Below are 17,405 nucleotides of genomic sequence, written 5' to 3'. Positions count from 1 at the left end.
ACTCGCTGTTTCCCCCATTCGGGAGGGGCCTTCAGAAACAGTAACAGCGAGTTTAGCCTCACTTCCATCGCTACCCCCTAAAGTTACTTTTGACAGAATGACCATTGTGGATTATTGCTTTTGATAATGTGCATTGCTCTATTAAAGTTATACATATATCTAGTGCCACTTTTCCAAAAAAAATGACCCTATGGAACTTTGTCCATAGTGACACTTTTATAAAAAGTGACCCTATGACGACATTACATAGGGTCACTTTTCAAACATAAGTGACCCTATGTGAGGCATTCATAGGGTCACTTTTCTTTGTTTAGTGATCCTATGTAAGCATGAGGTTGATGAAAAGTAAAAATGTCAGTTTATGACGGTCAGTGAAAGACGTCGTTATTCTAATCCAACGTTGGGAGGGGCTGGATTTAGGTTTTTTTTTAATCGCTTCACATTTCGTTAGCATGCGCAGGAATTTTTGATAAAATTCTGGTTAGTTTGGTTAAAAAGTGTTACAAGTAAGCGGTGTGGTTGAAGGGATAGATTTAAGGCTTATTCAAGCCTTAAGAAAATACTAAAAGTTACTTTTCACCCTACCGAACACCTAACAAAAAATCCATGTTGAAGATTTGAACAATTGTAATGGCGCAAGGACAATCAGCACATGTCAGAATCTGATAATTTAACTCGTAGCTTACTCGGTAAACTTTTCCGCACTGAGATTTCGCTTATTCGTAGTTACCGTGCATTTTTAATGTTATTGCCTGTGCATGGATCTTCTGCATATCAAACTGGGACTCCTCTTCTCCAGCGTCGCCTATTTGGGAAAGGATTTAGTACAGCCGCTGATTTAGCTTTTGAAGTGGAAACACGTCCAGGTAGTTTTTTGGTTCCGCGTACACTCGGAAAGGAAATTACATGGGAGAGGTTTTTTTCTGCGGTCTTGGACGGTGATTCCAATGTAATTCGTGAATATGATACAAATGATATTGACTATGGTATTTACGATGCCGGTGAAAAAGTGACTTTTCTGAATGGTACAGTGGATATCTATAATCCCAAGAAGATTCATGAGTTGCGTTCTAAATGTGTTGATATACAGAATGACTACTTTATGCAGGTGTTCTTTATCTCAATGCTCGCACCAGAGTTTGTAAGTATTTTCTTTGGTTTAAAACCAACTACAGCTGATGCTATTAAAGACATTGGTTATTCATCGTTAAAAACAATTAACGATGTCGTTCTTTTCCCACGTACAATTGCTTTCTCACAAGGGCATATTGAAGAGAGTGTTTCACTTAAAACGAAAGTTTTTGCCTGGGCTTATGAATTGTCTGCTGACATCCGGTTAGGAAAAGTTAGTGATGATTTGATGGAACTATTACGTTATGACACTATGTTCACCAGTCACCGTCAGGATGTGTTCAACACTTTAACAAATAAAGTTATGTTAAAGGATTATTGATATGGCAAAGGTCGATCAAACAAAAGCTAATGCTCTATTGCGAGCAGCAAGAACTATGTCGCTTGGGGCAAATAAAAATACAATACGAATTTTGTACGGTAATCATGTTGCTGAAAATATCGATTTTGAGCCTGGTGCAAAAACAAAACTCAAAAAAGGTATCCGGGGCTGGAGCAAACGCACAGATAACCGCCGAGCCTTTTCTGCTGTTATTGATGTCGCAGTTAACTATTTTGGTTTTGATCCAATAAATCCGGAAGCGAGTTTTCGGCAAATTGACTTCAACCGAATAATGAGTGTCCTTCATAATCTGGGATACTTTGTATGCGCACCGGAAGTTAATAAAATAATAGAAATCCTTACTTCTATGAAAGAAATTGAAGAACTAGGTGCCTGCGAAAAATGTAAACGCCCATACATTGTGCCAGTGACAAATGATGCTCATTGTCCACGTTGCAGATTATCTTCAACTGCTTCAGCCATAGAGAGGTATTCTCAAGAAGAATTAGATTAAATTTAAAAAAGATATCGCGAAACTTGCCTTGTCTGAATCTAAATATTGACTTAAGTCAAATTCTGTTGTTTGCTTTACAATCAAATATTAGTTACAACTTAAATATCAACTCTTGACAAGTAAAGATATAATTTGATTTTTCTTTATTCAGTTTTTCTTCGTTCCAAAAATGTGCACCTTTTTTTCTGTTGAAAACGTAAAACTACTTAGGTTCTCAAAACCTTCTATGCATGACGACTTCTTAATCGCTTTCAATTAATATATTTTATATTCTTGTCTAAGTTCGCTTCTTTGATCCTTAGCTATTCCTTTTTTGAAATATAGAAACAGCATTACTTGTGATGATTTTTTTCAGCTCTAAATACACCTGTTTTCAAAGCAATATTTGCTTTTAGATATTCGATAAAACCATGTTTTTGTTACACCGGATTTTTGACAACGTGCAAGATGGATGATCTTTCCATCACCGAGACTATCTTCTTAGTCAGCACTCCTTTTCCGTCCTTTTCAACATAAAAACGACCATGCTATACGAGCTCTAACCTTTTTTTTGTATGCCATCATAACCGCATCAGAAAAGGAGAACGGTCTATGACTCGTATTGCATTAGCGCCTTCAAAGATGGTTTTGCTTATGTCTTTGGTAATTACTGGTGCCCACGCCAGCCCTGAGCAACCCCTAATAAAAGATACGCCCTTTGTATCTGGCCAGGCTTATAAGAAGGGTTTCTTCTGGTATGACGATCCTGCTAAAAAAAGCGAAGCTGAAGAAGAAGAGGTTTTGCCACCAACCGGTGCTGCTAGCTCGCCTTCAAAAGAGGAAATGGTAGATTTAAATTCAAAATGGCTAAAAGAGAATATGCCTCGACTGTTAACGCAGGCAATGGATAACCCTACCGCAGAAAATCTATCACGTTATTACACGGCGCAAAGGTTAATGCTGGATATCAGTACGCGTTTTTCTGACAAATCAAAAGATTATTTTCTTAAAAACCCGATGATGTCTGAAAAACGCAGGCAACCAGTGGAAAAGGTGGCACTGGATGCTCACCGCACTGTTGTTGAAAAAAATCAGCAAACGGTAATGAAAGATATCTTTACTAAGTCAGGTTTATTTTTCTTTTTCCAGAGTACTTGCCAGTTTTGCCACGAAGAAAGCCAAATACTTCAATTTATGCAGAACTATTATTCGGTAGATATTCTTCCAATCAGTATGGATGGAAGGCCATTGCATAATGGCCTTTTTCAGGATTTTAACATCCCCAACGCACAAATTATTGATCAATTTAAAATTCGAGAGGTACCTACAATTTTCCTGGTTTCAAAGGATGGGACATCAGCTCAGCGCATTAGTGAAGGCATGATCTCCGCTGATGAATTAAAGAACACTATTATACTTGCCGCGAAGGGCATGAATCTGATCGATGACGCTTCGTTCCAGTCAACTCTAGATATTAAAAGGCAATATACCATCGGCGATGATGGCGTTATTACCGTTAATAAATCCGAAATGGAATCAGACCCATTCCTACTTCAAAAAATAATGGACCAAAAACTCGAAGGCTATGACATGCCTACGGCCGATCCGGTCAATTATCTCAATGCTGGCGGCAGTTTTGGAGGCACTTATGCGCAGTAATGCCGTTTTCAACTTCAAAAAGTTACTTTTGTCTCTTTCTGTTTGTGCTGCAATTTTAGCCCCGACTGCAAATGCAGACAACGCAATGCGTAACATTTTCAATGGCATGATGACGTCTACCAGCCCGGCCACCTTTTCCACAGCAACCCGTACAGGCATAGTTGGCGGGTCAATGTCTTACCGAACAACAAACGTTAATACCAACCTTGTTTCCATGTCGTTTCCAAAAGCTTCTGTCGGTTGTAACGGTATTGACGTTTTTCTTGGGTCCTTCAGCATGATCAACGGGGACCAGCTTGTGCAGGTGGCCCGTGGTATTGCCCAGGGTGCGGCTATCTATGCTTTTAACGTTGCTGTTTCAGCTATTTGTGCTGACTGTGCTGCAACGATTAATGACATCCAAAACAAACTGCAAGCGCTAAATAAATTTGCGAAAGATTCATGCAATGCAACTTACTCTTTCCTTTCTGAAAACGTGGGTACGCCAAGCCAGTTCGCTAACTCAGTTAGCTCTGGACCAGCCTCAATTCTGGGATCGATTAATGGTCTTATTCCTGATTTTGGCTCATCGATGACAAAGTCACCTGAAGCTGTCACTTCTCAGGTTAAAGCAAAGGATCCCGAAGAGTTCGCTGAAAAATTCAGTGGTAACCTCTTCTATATGTCGTTCATGGATATTGATAAGGGAACGATGAACATCGGAGGGGTAACGGAGTTATCCGGTTATAAACTGGCAGAACAACTTATGTCTCTCGTAGGTACTGTCATTATCAACTGGGATAGCAAAGGCGAAAAAGCGGGAATGGAAGTCCGCCCGTCTACCATGACTGTCACGGATTACATCATGGGGCCACCAGCTGGCGGATCAATTAAAATGCTCAAGTGTTCTCCGGCACCAGATCCATCATCCCCACGAAAGGCTCAGTGCCTTGTCATGTCAGAAGTTAATGACGGTGGTTTTAAGGGATTGAAGGATACCATTTCTGATCTTCTTTTAAACGTACAGAAAAAAATCATCAACGACGTTCGTGTTTCAGATGATGAATTACGCATTATCTCCTATATCGGCATCCCGACCATTATCGACTCTTTGCAAACATTCGAAGCACCGGAAGGGTACGCATACATTCAGGACATCAGCACTATTGCTGCGACGAGCCTCGTAATCAACATGTTGCGCCAGGTTGAGGCCAAAATTTCAACCATGAGCATACCGAGTGAGTCGCTGTCGGGTAAAAGGGATGATCTCAACCGATTAACAGACAATCTCTCAAAACAGGTTAAAGCCGCCTATGAGCTATCGCACAGCCAGGTCGGTACCAGCTCGGACGTCATTTCAACCTGGGATAACCGTCGCCTGCAACGGAAGGCTTTCACTGAAAGTATTCGTGGCACACGTAACTGAGGTCTGACATGGATTACAACATATATACCCTGGGTGATATTGATTTTGTCTGGTCGGCTTTTACCGGTATTGCCCTGATCTTTTCTCAATATACTGGTGTAAAAGAGTTCCTGACCACGGCCGCCGTTGTAGCAGGTGTGAGCCTATTCTATAAAACGTGGCTATGGCTTCAGGCTCCGACCAAAAATGAATTACCGTTTTTCTCCTGGTTTTTGGGGTTGATCCTTTTCATGATGGCAATGGTTCGAGTGGATGTAACTATTGAATCTGTAAAGTCGGGAGAGGTCAGAAACGTCGACGGAATTCCAATTTTTATTGCTGCGATGGCAACCGTCACCACTAACTTAAGCCAGGGTTTGCTGAAGGATTATAAAACAGCGTTTGATCCGCTTTCTCCGGTGGACCTGTCTGCAACAACTCTGGACGATGACATCACCCTCGGTCCGATGATCCGATTCGTGAAGTTTTTGCAATGGGGCGGCGATAGCCAGGGCTACTGTTCCGCATTTCCTGAACCGGCCAGCGGGCTAGGGCCAATGAACGTATGTGCTACCGTTCAGTCTCTTGCATACAACTGCCTGAAGGCTACCCAAAACTCAAGCGCAAATATTGCCGGTAAAGAAACTATTTTTAACGATATTTTCTCAGCTAATCTGGCAGATAGCATGGACCGGATTAATCAGGCGATGAAAGGCGCACTGAAGAATGCCTCTGCCAGTATTGTTGGCGCTAACGGTTCAAAATCTGGTACGTGTGATGAGGTCTGGTCAACTGTGAAACAGGTTACCAGTACAGCTGAAGCTCGCCAGACTATTTCCCTTATAGGACAGACAAACGGCATCCTTACTCCAGACGAAGCAAATGGTGCACCTACCGGCGCAAGCTTTACTGATGTTATGGCGTCAGCAAATGGTATGTACGGTAAGGCTATTGGTTCGTATGACGCCACCCTGAACCTGTTCATTATGAATGAGCTCAGAAATGGCGCAAGCAAATATAAGACCCCACTCGGTCTGGCTTCCGATATGCAGTTGTTTGAGGCTTCTCTGAAGCGAACCAACACAATGGCTTCACAGGGCCAGTTGTGGTTACAACTGTCGGGAGCAGCAATCGCATTCCTTGAAATGTTTGCTTATATGGTTGCTCCATTTGCTTTGCTTATGCTGCTGGCGTTAGGTGGTAATGGTGTTGCCGCTGCGGCGAAATATTTGCAACTTATCCTCTTCGTGAATATGTGGCCGCTTACGGCAGTAATGGTCAACGCGTATGTGAAGAAAGTCGCGACGGCCGACTTGGATACCTGGAGCACCCTCAACAGCCAGAATAATGCCGTCACGTGGATGGGACTCCCAGGGCTTGCGGAAACATACAGTTCATACCTGTCTGTTGCTTCCGCCCTCTATGCTCTGATTCCGGTACTCACATTATTCCTGATGACACAGTCGATTCACCCGATGATGAATGCGGTTAAGGGAGTGACCCCCGATGCGCCGGTGGATACTGGTCATGTAACGCCCAAAGTATGGGATGGCCCTAACAGCGGTAAATCTTCATTTGGTGACGTGACACGAACCGCCTTAACCAGTACCGGTCAGGGATACAGCGATGGCGGCGCAGTTGATTCAAGTAATTTCCGTCTTGGAATGTGGAATGCTGGTTCAAGTATCGCTAACAGCCAGGGACAAGGATCAGCTGTAACCTCATCAGTTATGAGTGCGGCAAGTAATTCATTCCAGGCTGGTTACAGTCAGATGAGCGAAATTGGAAGGTCAGGACAGTCGAGCCAGCAGTTCTCAACCAACCTGCAAACAATGAAGCAGATCTCGGATAAGATTGGTGCCTCTGTAGCAGAAGGTATTGCAACGAAACATGGGGTGAGTGCGTCTCAGATGGCCAGCATTGCTTCAAATGTTATTCTCAACGCTGGGCTTAATGGAGGTGTTGGAACTGGCAATGGAGCCGGGCTGAAAGCGGCTGTAGCAGGGCAATTGAGTAGCGGTGCATCTAAGACCAATACAGGCAGTGACTCGCTTTCAAATGACCTTTCAAAAGCAATCACGAATCAGCTTAGCCAGGATTCTGCGTTAACTGACCAGTTCAGTAAAGCGGCGTCTCAGGTAAGCAGCGATCAGATATCCAATACTAATGCGTTTAAAGAAGCATCGTCGAAAATGAACCAGGCGACACAGACGATGGCGCAAAATATTTCTACATCGGTTTCGACTAACGCAAGCTCCAATAGTGGAATGAGCCTTGATTCTAAACAAAGCATTAACCTGGACAGGTTCTCCGATTCTATTCGCAACAAAAACTTCAGTGATGATGATGTAAGGAATTTTGCTCGTAAGAATGGGCTGGATGAGAATGCGTTTATGGAGAAATTCAACTCCTATAACGATACCTTCAAGGCCAGTAATCAGCTTGGATCGCAGCTTCAACGTACTGACGCGCTTGTGGCTGCAACCCGAGATTTCAGTGAGCAAAAAATTGCGATTGATACCGCCCGGGGAGAGACGGCCGAAAGTAATAAACAGGATCTCCGTGAAACCTCCAGCCTGCTTAAAAGTCTGGTTTCCGACTTCGGTGGTAATGCACAGCAGCTGCTACCTATCACCAATCAGCTCGACAGAATTTCAGGTGACGGGTCAGGAATTAATACTATCACTCAGGCACAGGATAGAACTCCTGACAGCGTAAATACGTCTGGCGTGATGAGTGCGTCACGCGTAGGGGAACTGGGTGGAAGTGTAGATTCGCAGGCTAAACTCGGTCTTTCCTCCAACGCTCAGGACGCGACACAGCATGTCCCTGGAAAAAGTGAAGCTGGCTTTACTCCGTATAACCTTGATAACGCGGGCAAAGGCGATATTCAGGGAATACATAACAACAACGTGGGCCGCACTTATTCTGATGAAGAAAGGAATGTGCTTAATTCTCTCGAAAAGAATGGACCTGTACTGAATAATCAGGGTGTAGAGAAAGTCGTCAATTCGGGTCAGGATGTCAGAAATGCAGAAGGCACATTTAACGATCTGGAAAAGGTTGGAGGTCGGGTGGTTGGTGATGGAATGGATCAACGAGCCACTGCTTTGAACAGTATGTATCAGAGCGGGCAAGTTCGTGGCTTATCTAATAACACTGATAACTACTTTAGTCGTGTTGCCAACAACCCGAACTTAAGCCGGGACGATAAGCGAGCTGAATTGGCACAGCAAGCTGTCTTTACCTATGGTGCCAGCACCATGGCTACCGGTGCCGAAAGAGAGCAGCTCAAAGCGGATACCCAGAAGATCCTTAATGAACTGGGTAACTATAACGTTAACTGGAGTATGAATGACGTTAAGAGCATCCATAGCAGTTTCAACACTCATAACAGAGCTGATGGTTCACTTGAGTCAGTCGTACGGGCAAACCTGGGAGAAGGTGGGTCGGGCGGTGGTCTCGTTGGTAACCGCACTCAGACCGTCACAGATCGCTTGGTTGGGGAAAAGATAGAGGCCAACACTGAGCGGGGCGCGATTTCTGGTGCGCTACTCGGGGGCCAGCAATTTGTTTCGGATACGCTAACCAGCGTTGGGGCGAAACCGGTAAATGAGATGCTTACGGGAGCGGGCATCCTTCAAACCCAGACATCGATAGCAAATGATGCCTCTAACCCTGCAAATATGCCTGATTCTCTCCAGGGTAAAGTCCTTAATCACATGCAGATGTCTGATGGCGTCGCAGCTGTAAGTGACCGGTATCAGAGTATTAGCAGCGACGGCGTTTCGACTTATGCGAATGCAGCGCAGAACTCTGAAAGGGCTATCCGGCAGCAATTGACGGATGACCCACGCTTTGGGCCTCAGAAAGCAGATGAATTCATTCAGTACATGAAGTCAGAGCTGAGCAACACAAATGAGCCTTACCAGTCACGTGTCGATAAAGCGGATCAGTGGCTTAATGAAAATAAAAAATAAGGGAGGTTGAATATAACCTCCTGAAATGACTATCAATAGATTGTAAATTACTGCTAAACAATTAAGGCCGCAAAGTATGTGTTTGCGGCCTTTTTTTCAGAAGTACCGCTCTTGCGGAACATTCAACTGACGGTTTGAATCAGTGAAGACAAAAATCTATCAAACTCTGTATGAGATTCAATAACATAATCAGTAGATGCTTTGTCTCTTATCTGAAAGCAGTCGTCTGCAAAACTATAAGCGAAAAGTGACATGCCATCTTCTCCGATTAACACCTTATCAGTGAGATTTGGGTCAACGTAGATTTCATTGTCTCGTGCTTCAAAGTTGCGTATGTAAATATTTGACCACAATAGATTTTCGTTCTCTGCCTGAACAAGGTTATAAAACGTAAGTCCGTTGTACTCAAAACCATCCATAGCATTAAACACTTGGGCATAATCAAGCCTGGTTTTAATGAGTTTCTGTATATCTATATAGGCGCTCTTTTTGTGATCTGCCCACTCCACTGGAGGCGGATTGCAGATTAAGTCTTTCAAGACTTCCGGGGCTACCGGGCTGGCTAAAGGGTAGTGATCTGCAACCATCAACCTCTTTAAGCTGCTGAGTAGTTGAGTTAAATCTTTCATGAGCGCCTCTTACTTTCCTACCGGGTAGATAACACCGTTCGGCGATGGCCATAGAACTTTGGTGCTTGAATTATACGGTAGATCCTTCGTAATGATGGATTGTGCTTTCGACAGTGCTGAATGGTATGGTGAATTCTGAATAAGTACCAGGTTGTCTATAGCGTTTGTGCCACCATCATCAAGAGGGATCTTGTGGTGAACCTGCCACCCAGAGGGGACCTTGCCTGTTGCAAGTTTCATCAAATCGTTAGGTTCAAACGTAGCCAGGGCATCTGGGTGGTCTGAAAGTGATTTAAGGAAGTTAGGGCGTACAGTATTGTTGAATTGTCCACGGAGAGCTAAATATTCAGCTCTGTCTCGGCGCATGTAGTTCAATTCGCTAACATTCATATCATCGAGCAAAACGTGTGCTTTTTTGTACTTGCCGAGATAACTTGTCAATTCATCCGCAGACCTTGGATTTCGGATAACCAGAAGTGAAGCCGCTGCAACCAGCATACCTGAAGTTGTTTCGTTCAATACCTGGTCATAGCCTTCAACAGCTTCGCCGCCAAGTTGTTCAGCCGTATGTCGAAATCCCTCCACATTTCCATTATAAAGCCCGCCAGCTGCGAGAAGACGACCAGCCGCTTTGGAATTAATGGTTTTTGTTGATTGGGCGTGCTGTGCTGGTGTCGTTGATCGAACGTAATACCCCGGGCGTTTCAACTGACGAGAGATGATATCGCGCAGACGGGTAAAGAGGGACAGGGGCAGGTCATTGCGTAGGTTGCCATTTGATATAACCCCCGGCCCGGCATTGCCGGTTATGTCTTTTCTAAGCAGAACGATCTTACCGTATCTGATGTCGTCAAGCGTATCGCGGTAAGCGAGCCAGGGGCGTTGATGGTGGAACTGGTGATACCGGCTGACAAACTGTGTATATCCCTGCGGTAAATTCCATTCCTGAATAATCCGGTTTGGCAGGGCGGTATCTTCGAGGTCATGTACCGCCGTGGCCGGATGTATGATGTGGGGAATATCCTCAAGGTATATGTCATCCAGTGACTTAGCCTGACAGTGATGCAGCATAATGTCCCTTTCTTGTCGAATTCATATGAGACATTATTGCGTATGGTATAAAACAATCAATCCTAAAGTGGATGGGCGTACGAGATCAGCAGTGACAGGGTAAAAGGAAAGTTACTTTGTTCATCAGCGTCCCATGAGCTGATGGTACCTTGCGTTAAGAGCTGCAAGGTCAGATTCGGTGAGGCCCGTGTAATAATCGGTTTTGTGCAAATGCGGATAACCGGCCGGAAATAATGATTCGTCGTCATCAAGGCAGATAAATGCTTTAACTCGATGTGAAAAGACAAAGTCCTCACACTCGGCAGCCCGCACACCAGTCTGTCCGTGTTTTAAATATACCGAACCGGTTGCACCTATGATTTTGTCTCTATAAGGCACCCGGAACAGAGATTTCAGATAACTTGTATTAGCGCACTCACGCCATGAGCTGGAGATAACAATCACCATGGCAGGGCAGTTATCCAGCAATTTCTCTAACAGTGGCATTCGCTCAAAGGTTTCATTTTTACACCTGTGGCAAACCCCATCGAAATCTAAGAAAAGCACGACATGCGAATCAGGGAGAGGGGCCCATAAACCAGCTGTTGTTTCTTCATGAACACATACTTCTTCATGATGAGGGTTTTTCTGGATCAAGAAAGAAGAGAGAATCTTAAATAAATTTCTTGCAGAAGAAGACAATATATTACTCCTGAGTCAGTGTGAAATATTTGTGGTGGTTTACCCAAGCCACTCGATGATCTTCTGTAATATCGGGTTGTATTTATTTAACAACAGGAGTCGGGTTTTGCTCCGGGACATTTTTAGCTATATGGCCATTGTATCGAGGAGGTTGCTGGGTCCATTGATAAAGCTCACCCATCCCGTTACGCTGCTGGATCCGGCGATTGTACTTTACCATGAAGTTAAATATGTACTTTGCACGTACCTTTGGGGTTTTGCTGTTGTAATCTGCAATCCCTTCAAACACATTGCCCTTGCGATCAACAATTTTTCTATAGAGCCACCATGTTCCAACCCAGAAACTTGCGCAAGCATCGTAAGCCAGAACCCGCCACGTTACCGTCGGGAAATGCTTTTTTATTTCAGGTAGATTGGATGAGTTGATCTGCATTGGGCCAATATCATAAGTGCCGTTAGTATTCCTGCTGAAAGTACCAACCTTACCGCCTTCATTGTCAAACAACGTAAAAACCAGTTCAGCATCAATTCCGAAGTAGCGGGCGGCATCCGTAATGCACTGAGTGTAAATCTCATCAGGAACGGGAATAGGTTTCACATCATCTGCTGGTGGTGTAAACACAACGATTTCTCCACTGAATCTACGTTTTATCTATTCTCCCATATATCTATCGACTTTCTTTCGGCTTTACCCGTTGATTTAAGCGTTTAAGCAAAATTCTGGAATTTTGGGGCGTGATAATATTAGTGCTCGATTTAAGGAGCGGAAATGAAAAAAATTATTAAGGCATCGGTATTACTTCTTTCATTAAGTACCGCCTTCACGATGAATGCCGAGCCGGTTAATACAATGGTACTGCCAGATGCAGCCCGGGATAAGCTCAAAGCCATTGGGCTTTCAATCGAGCACGTCGAACCCTCGCCAGTAAAAGATATTTTTACGGTGATTTCCAGGGAGGGGGTAAGTTACGTGAGCAAAGACGGAGATTACATTTTTACCGGAAGCTTATTCCACGTGAAAGGTAAAGATGTGGTAAACACCACTGAGCAGGCCATTTTAATGGGCGTCCGGGAATTCGCATCCAAAACAAAATCCATCGACTACAAATCACCAAACGAAAAATACCGGCTTGCTATCTTTACCGATATAACCTGTGGATACTGCCAAAAACTGCATCATGATCTGAAGTCTTATCTTGATGCCGGTATTTCGATTAAGTTTCTTGCATTCCCACGTGCAGGACTGAACTCGGTAGTAGCCGGGAACATGGCCAAAATCTGGTGTTCAGCAAAGCCAAACGAAGCTCTGGATGCAGCGATGAATCCGGTTTCAACTATCCCGGAAGGACGTCCTGATGAGGCTTGCTTAAACATTATCAAATCGCATTTCCAGGTGGCCTCAACAATCCCGCTGCAAGGTACTCCTACCATGGTGACACTAAGCGGCAAACCGCAGTTATTTACGGGGTGGCTGAGCCCGGAAAACCTGGTGACCCAAATGGGCGCTGCGCAAAAGTAACTTTTCCGACTGTAAGAGGTGTGTATGAAATCTACTTTACTGAGTACGTTAATGCTGGTTGCTGTAGGTGTACAGCCCGTTTTCGCTGCACAATGTCAGTACGGAGCCTGTGGAACGGAAAACGATCCCGGAATCGGATTTCTGATGTCATCGGTACAAATGGATAAAGGTGAACATCTAAAGGAACTCTCTGGTGTTGCGACCACAGGTGACACCATCTCTAAAAAGATGGAAAGCTACCTGGGAAATAAAAAGCTCAAGGTAAACACCGACAGTACCCGCAAGGGGCCGGGTAATACCACCATCAGGCCTACAGATGAGCTCGCCCCAACGAGGCAACTAAAAGTTATCCGGCCCGAACTGGTAAAAAATCCCGATTCGCAGCTCGTGGTAGCTTTCAATGAGCGCCTGGCCTGATTTATTGACTGAGAGCGTCCAGAAGGAAAAAAGATGTCGATACTCAGTAGCTTCGTCATCAGAGCAACGGGGATACCTGACAAAAAGTATCTCCGGGATCCCGTAATAAAACGTTGTTATAAACGTCTGAGTCGTAGGGTGCCTGCTCTAATGACGGGGTGGCTTCTGTGCATTCTGGGTTCAGGGTATGTCAGTATGGCACTGGAACAGCCTGATAGCACTGTATTACTCAGTCTGCTGCTGTTGTATGTTATGTCAGGCATTTTACTGATGCAGTTCCAGTATATGTATTCAGAGCGAAGCATAGGCTACAAGTTCTACCTGGAAGTGCTTATGAATGCAGCTGCCAGTACTCAACATAAAGAACAGTTACAGTATCTGTTCATTAATAAGCCCAATTCCATCACGATGGGCGATCTTTACCGACTTTATGATTTTAATGGGGGAGGGCGATAGCCACGTTAATGTGCGTGTCCAAAAGTCACTTTTGAACATTCTCTTCCCGCCGTCTGCTTTCAGTTCCAGGGGATCACTGCAACATAATTTCCGGAACGCAGCGGCGCATCAAATTTATCAGTAAAGGCGTCGATCATTGCTGAATAAGCAATGCTGTCTGACGGCACAGGTGCATTGCTTTGCATACTCACTTTCAGAACCTGCTTTGCTCCTTTCGCTGACGGGTATACCTCGACATCCAGCTGTCGCATATAGTGCATCTGCGACATCGTCTCAGTGCCTATTACCCCATCGACTGGCTTGTAGTCATAGTCAGTATGCAATTCGCCATGCTTGTCAGTTCTCGTTGTCTTTTTATCTACAACGTAGCCTGTCACCCCAGTAAGAAGCTGCTCGCTATACTGCATGTTCTCCTGTGAGCTGCTGATTCGGAACCTGAGCACATAATCTGGCTGGTGAGTGGAAATAATGACTCCTTTTTTTGCTAATCCATCAGCAAAACGGCCTGAAAACATTCTGGACTGAATACTTTCGTCCGGAGGGACTATCTGAAACCTTTTATTTGTAACAGGACGAGGCATTAGATCGTACGCATCTACCTGGTTTGCGAAATGATATCCGCATCCACTCAAAAGCATTGCGGTTGTGAGTATAAAGCCCTGCCTAATCATCCTTTAATCTCCAAAAAGCATTGTTTCACGAATAATTCCGATTTACCGGGCCAGTATAATCCATCGCAGGTTAATAACTAACAGGCTGAAAAGCATAAAGGTAGCTATGTCTAAAGAATTTTATTTAAAACCGATGGCCACGATTTTAATTTCTGCGGTTATTGCTACCGCTGCCTCGGCGTTAATCACGGCAACTTATTTTAAACCGAAGGTGCTCAGTGAGGAAGAAATTGGCAAAATTGCCGCTACTTACCTGGTAAAAAATCCCCATTATTTAGTGGAAGCAGGTAAGGCGCTGGAAAATCAGAACGTGAGTGCCTCAGTGGAACGAATAATTCCATATGCGCCAGCTCTGCTGGATACCAAGGAGACGCCAAACATCGGCCCTGATGACGCCGACGTCGCGGTAATCGAGTTCTTCGACTATCAGTGTATTTACTGCATGCGGGTTACACCTGTTGTTGAATCGGTAATGAATCAGAGCAAAGATGTAAAATTCTTCTTTAAAGAATTCCCGATTTTTGCCGGTTCAAAACCTGTATCTGCCATGGGGGCCGCTACGGGTCTGCACGTCTATCAGAATTTCGGTGCTGAAGCCTATCGTAAGTACCACAACAACCTGATGGCTGTGGCTCATACCTTCATGACCTCTCAACGCAAATTCGAACTCACTGACTTTAATACTGTGGTGGAAAAGTCAGGGTTTAACAGCACGTTTTCTGACAGGGAAAAAAACCGGTATGAAAACGTGATCTCCGGCAATATGCAGCTGGGCGAAGCGCTCGGGATCACCGGCACACCCGGTTTCATCATTATGAATATGAAAAAGCCGAATGCGGCGACTACCACATTTATCCCCGGGGCTATGGACGCAGCAACTTTGCAGGGCGCAATCGAAAAAGCTCGCGGGGCCTAAAGTTACTTTCACATTTGATGAGTACGGCCATGCCGGTCATGGCCGCTACGCTTTTACAACGAGTAATTCATCCCAGCGGGTCGTATATCTCGGTGATAGCATGGCCTGCTTCATACGAAAATCCTGTTGAATGCCTTCCCCCAGTAAAAACAGAGCTCCGCGCTTTTCTTTATTGAACCGGTCCATAACTTTCATCAGTGCCTGACTGCCAGGCCTGGCCGGGCGAGTATCAAACAGGCTGAGTTGCTCTGTGCCGTCAGTCATAGCGGAGAGCATTACCCCTGCTTTCGCATACGCTATCCCGGGTCTGTAAATGCGGTTCAGGATGGTCATGGCTGCATCAACCAGATCGCGGGTGTCCTGTGTAGCGGTAAGCGGCTCGATACCACAATTGCTGTAGCGGTTTTCACCTTGCGCATAATTGCTACTCTGAATGAAGACTGTGATTTGACGGGTCCACGAGCCATCCTTGCGCAGCTGCTCTGCCGCCCGGGCGGTAAAAAATGAAACTGCCTCATGTAGCTTGCCTATCTCATTAAGGCGCTGACCAAAACTTCTGGAAACGATAATCTGTTGCCTGACAGGAGGAGACTCGTGCAGCCGGAAACATGGTTCGCCATGCAGTTCCCGCCAGGTACGCTCGATTTCAACGCCAAAGCTTTTACGTAAAAAGCGAACGTCGCTATTATAAAAATCACCGGCAGTGATGATCCCGAAAGCCGACAGGCGTTCACTAATCTTTCGACCAATACCCCATATTTCTCTGGTACTGATCAGGCTCAGGAGCTTCCTGATCCTGGCCTGATCAGTCAAAACTACAACCCCGCCTGTAGCTGCCCATCGTTTGCTCGCATAGGTGCATAATTTAGCGAGGGTTTTGGTGCTTGAACAACCCACACCACAGGTAAGGGACAGATTATGAAGAAGTGTACTTCTGATCAACCGGCCGTAATCTTCATAATCTATTATCTTGTTCATGTTTTTCAATAACATGAAATTTTCATCTATGCTATATCGACTCGATTGAGGCGCGAAGCTTTCCAGCGTTTCATGGAAGCGATTTGAGTAGTCTTCATACAAAGTAAAGTTAGAGCTCCGGACTTCGATCCGGTGTTGCTGAATCAAATCCCTGCACTTAAAAATTGGGGTCCCACGCTTAATACCAACGCTTTTAGCCAGTTTATTCATTGCAATGACGGACGAATCGTTATTGCTGGCTATGATGAGCGGCTTTTTTGACAGCTTGGGATCCATCGCACACTCAAATGCCGCATAGGCTCCGTTAATATCAACGTGCATGTACATGGCTGAACTGATTCAGTGCAAAGGTGACGACGCCCCATATCTCAAGGGATTCAGGATTTACACGTATCGGCTTATAGGCTGGATTAGAAGGCATCAAAAGCAGCTCAGGATACGTGTGTAAGATCTTTACCGTAAACTCTCCATCCACCAGCGCAACGACGATAGAGCCGTGTCGTGCTGTTAAAGACCGATCCACAACCAGTATTGCTCCATCATTGATACCGGCATTGATCATACTGAGGCCCGCCGCCCTGACAAAGAAGGTTGAGGGGCGGTTGCGGACTACATATTCATGCAAATTTAATTCATTATCTTCATGCCCGGCGCACGGACTCATCACTCCACAGCTTAGTAAATCACTGAAAAAAGGTGCCATTTCGTAAGGCTTGTTGCTAATGTGCTCAAGGATAACAGACATAGCTACACTCGAATTCTTGTACTGTATGTATAAACAGTATTGCGAGTTGAAGAGAAAAGATCAAATCTCTCCGGTAACGCTATCAAGCCTGACGAAAAATTAAGCTTTATCATAAACATCAAAAACCATCTTTTACCGATAATGGCGAGCTGGCCTACGAAGAAGGTATACAAGCTAGGATGAAAGGATTCTGATGCTCCTCCCACCAAATTTTTTATCTCCTGAAGACCAGGCTGAGTACGATGCTTATATGGCAAGGTTCAGCGAGGTGGTGATGCTGCCAACTTACTGATTTAGTGTATGATGGTGTTTTTGAGGTGCTCCAGTGGCTTCTGTTTCTATCAGCTGTCCCT

Annotated in this window: 16 protein-coding genes; 9 read left to right on the top strand and 7 right to left on the bottom strand. The window is 44.8% G+C overall.

All coding sequences use genetic code 11. The annotated features are described in order from the left end of the window. Nucleotides 1–652 precede the first annotated feature (652 nt). The 5 genes from ACOTYB_RS20295 to ACOTYB_RS20275 all read left to right on the top strand — a co-directional run bounded on the left by ACOTYB_RS20295 (nt 653) and on the right by ACOTYB_RS20275 (nt 8,969). On the top strand, nt 653–1,453 hold the full coding sequence (locus ACOTYB_RS20295) for a hypothetical protein (protein ID WP_000004208.1): 801 nt from the start codon (nt 653–655) through the stop codon (nt 1,451–1,453). 1 nt (nt 1,454) lies between these two features. Further along, nucleotides 1,455–1,967, top strand: a complete 513-nt coding sequence (locus tag ACOTYB_RS20290; protein WP_001140952.1) for a hypothetical protein — start codon at nt 1,455–1,457, stop codon at nt 1,965–1,967. Nucleotides 1,968–2,558: 591 nt separating this feature from the next. Continuing rightward, entirely contained in the window at nt 2,559–3,605 is a 1,047-nt protein-coding gene (locus ACOTYB_RS20285; protein WP_000196727.1) for a thioredoxin family protein, read from the top strand. Beyond that, nucleotides 3,595–5,010, top strand: a complete 1,416-nt coding sequence (trhH, locus tag ACOTYB_RS20280; RefSeq protein ID WP_001257292.1) for an IncHI-type conjugal transfer protein TrhH — start codon at nt 3,595–3,597, stop codon at nt 5,008–5,010. The genes ACOTYB_RS20285 and trhH overlap by 11 nt, the downstream gene beginning before the upstream one ends. A gap of 8 nt (nt 5,011–5,018) precedes the next feature. Next, a complete protein-coding gene (locus ACOTYB_RS20275) occupies nt 5,019–8,969 on the top strand; it encodes a conjugal transfer protein TraG N-terminal domain-containing protein (protein ID WP_000386160.1) in 3,951 nt (1,316 codons plus the stop codon). Between the two features lie 122 nt (nt 8,970–9,091). Here ACOTYB_RS20275 and ACOTYB_RS20270 read toward each other — a convergent pair whose 3' ends face one another. The 4 genes from ACOTYB_RS20270 to ACOTYB_RS20255 form a co-directional block, all read right to left on the bottom strand. Then, nucleotides 9,092–9,598 carry a YrhA family protein gene (locus ACOTYB_RS20270; protein WP_000654195.1) on the bottom strand — a complete coding sequence of 169 codons (507 nt, stop codon included), beginning with the start codon at nt 9,596–9,598 and terminating at the stop codon, nt 9,092–9,094. Between the two features lie 9 nt (nt 9,599–9,607). Further along, complete coding sequence (locus ACOTYB_RS20265) at nt 9,608–10,669, bottom strand: HNH endonuclease signature motif containing protein (RefSeq protein ID WP_000902297.1); 1,062 nt, start codon at nt 10,667–10,669, stop codon at nt 9,608–9,610. A gap of 123 nt (nt 10,670–10,792) precedes the next feature. Continuing rightward, nucleotides 10,793–11,350: an HAD domain-containing protein gene (locus ACOTYB_RS20260; protein WP_001371950.1), complete on the bottom strand. Its 558-nt coding sequence runs from the start codon at nt 11,348–11,350 to the stop codon at nt 10,793–10,795. An 82-nt stretch (nt 11,351–11,432) separates the two neighbouring features. Then, nucleotides 11,433–11,972: a lytic transglycosylase domain-containing protein gene (locus ACOTYB_RS20255; protein ID WP_000494968.1), complete on the bottom strand. Its 540-nt coding sequence runs from the start codon at nt 11,970–11,972 to the stop codon at nt 11,433–11,435. A gap of 147 nt (nt 11,973–12,119) precedes the next feature. Here ACOTYB_RS20255 and ACOTYB_RS20250 point away from each other — a divergent pair, with 147 nt between their 5' ends. From ACOTYB_RS20250 to ACOTYB_RS20240, 3 genes are all read left to right on the top strand, one after another. Further along, nucleotides 12,120–12,869 (top strand): thioredoxin fold domain-containing protein, encoded by a 750-nt coding sequence (locus tag ACOTYB_RS20250; RefSeq protein WP_000720274.1) that lies wholly within the window; start codon nt 12,120–12,122, stop codon nt 12,867–12,869. Between the two features lie 24 nt (nt 12,870–12,893). Then, on the top strand, nt 12,894–13,286 hold the full coding sequence (locus tag ACOTYB_RS20245) for a hypothetical protein (protein WP_000843243.1): 393 nt from the start codon (nt 12,894–12,896) through the stop codon (nt 13,284–13,286). Between the two features lie 195 nt (nt 13,287–13,481). Then, nucleotides 13,482–13,742, top strand: coding sequence for a hypothetical protein (locus ACOTYB_RS20240; RefSeq protein WP_001439466.1), 261 nt, complete (start codon nt 13,482–13,484; stop codon nt 13,740–13,742). 59 nt (nt 13,743–13,801) lie between these two features. Here ACOTYB_RS20240 and ACOTYB_RS20235 read toward each other — a convergent pair whose 3' ends face one another. Continuing rightward, on the bottom strand, nt 13,802–14,257 hold the full coding sequence (locus ACOTYB_RS20235) for a hypothetical protein (protein WP_223230168.1): 456 nt from the start codon (nt 14,255–14,257) through the stop codon (nt 13,802–13,804). 262 nt (nt 14,258–14,519) lie between these two features. On the opposite strand from ACOTYB_RS20235, the gene ACOTYB_RS20230 reads away from it, so the two are divergent. Then, nucleotides 14,520–15,329: a DsbA family protein gene (locus tag ACOTYB_RS20230; RefSeq protein ID WP_000031378.1), complete on the top strand. Its 810-nt coding sequence runs from the start codon at nt 14,520–14,522 to the stop codon at nt 15,327–15,329. A 45-nt stretch (nt 15,330–15,374) separates the two neighbouring features. Here ACOTYB_RS20230 and umuC read toward each other — a convergent pair whose 3' ends face one another. After that, nucleotides 15,375–16,628, bottom strand: coding sequence for a translesion error-prone DNA polymerase V subunit UmuC (umuC, locus tag ACOTYB_RS20225; RefSeq protein ID WP_001371894.1), 1,254 nt, complete (start codon nt 16,626–16,628; stop codon nt 15,375–15,377). After that, complete coding sequence (gene umuD, locus ACOTYB_RS20220) at nt 16,618–17,052, bottom strand: translesion error-prone DNA polymerase V autoproteolytic subunit (RefSeq protein ID WP_000111290.1); 435 nt, start codon at nt 17,050–17,052, stop codon at nt 16,618–16,620. The genes umuC and umuD overlap by 11 nt, the downstream gene beginning before the upstream one ends. Between the last annotated feature and the right edge of the window lie 353 nt (nt 17,053–17,405).

The sequence above is a fragment of the Enterobacter cloacae complex sp. IR5450 genome (genome assembly GCF_049238665.1).
GTDB classification, from domain to species: domain Bacteria; phylum Pseudomonadota; class Gammaproteobacteria; order Enterobacterales; family Enterobacteriaceae; genus Enterobacter; species Enterobacter hormaechei_C.
The sequence above is the reverse complement of the archived record's forward strand: the minus strand, read 5'-3'. Positions and strand labels throughout refer to the sequence as shown.

Excerpts from the sequence above, each read along its gene's own strand:
- ACOTYB_RS20235 (WP_223230168.1), bottom strand. The coding sequence starts at position 14,257 with ATGTTTTCAGGCCGTTTTGCTGATGGATTAGCAAAAAAAGGAGTCATT.
- umuC (WP_001371894.1), bottom strand. The coding sequence starts at position 16,628 with ATGCACGTTGATATTAACGGAGCCTATGCGGCATTTGAGTGTGCGATG.
- ACOTYB_RS20285 (WP_000196727.1), top strand. The coding sequence starts at position 2,559 with ATGACTCGTATTGCATTAGCGCCTTCAAAGATGGTTTTGCTTATGTCT.
- trhH (WP_001257292.1), top strand. The coding sequence starts at position 3,595 with ATGCGCAGTAATGCCGTTTTCAACTTCAAAAAGTTACTTTTGTCTCTT.
- ACOTYB_RS20265 (WP_000902297.1), bottom strand. The coding sequence starts at position 10,669 with ATGCTGCATCACTGTCAGGCTAAGTCACTGGATGACATATACCTTGAG.
- ACOTYB_RS20275 (WP_000386160.1), top strand. The coding sequence starts at position 5,019 with ATGGATTACAACATATATACCCTGGGTGATATTGATTTTGTCTGGTCG.
- ACOTYB_RS20250 (WP_000720274.1), top strand. The coding sequence starts at position 12,120 with ATGAAAAAAATTATTAAGGCATCGGTATTACTTCTTTCATTAAGTACC.
- ACOTYB_RS20270 (WP_000654195.1), bottom strand. The coding sequence starts at position 9,598 with ATGAAAGATTTAACTCAACTACTCAGCAGCTTAAAGAGGTTGATGGTT.
- ACOTYB_RS20230 (WP_000031378.1), top strand. The coding sequence starts at position 14,520 with ATGTCTAAAGAATTTTATTTAAAACCGATGGCCACGATTTTAATTTCT.
- ACOTYB_RS20295 (WP_000004208.1), top strand. The coding sequence starts at position 653 with ATGTCAGAATCTGATAATTTAACTCGTAGCTTACTCGGTAAACTTTTC.
- ACOTYB_RS20240 (WP_001439466.1), top strand. The coding sequence starts at position 13,482 with ATGGCACTGGAACAGCCTGATAGCACTGTATTACTCAGTCTGCTGCTG.
- ACOTYB_RS20245 (WP_000843243.1), top strand. The coding sequence starts at position 12,894 with ATGAAATCTACTTTACTGAGTACGTTAATGCTGGTTGCTGTAGGTGTA.
- umuD (WP_000111290.1), bottom strand. The coding sequence starts at position 17,052 with ATGTCTGTTATCCTTGAGCACATTAGCAACAAGCCTTACGAAATGGCA.
- ACOTYB_RS20290 (WP_001140952.1), top strand. The coding sequence starts at position 1,455 with ATGGCAAAGGTCGATCAAACAAAAGCTAATGCTCTATTGCGAGCAGCA.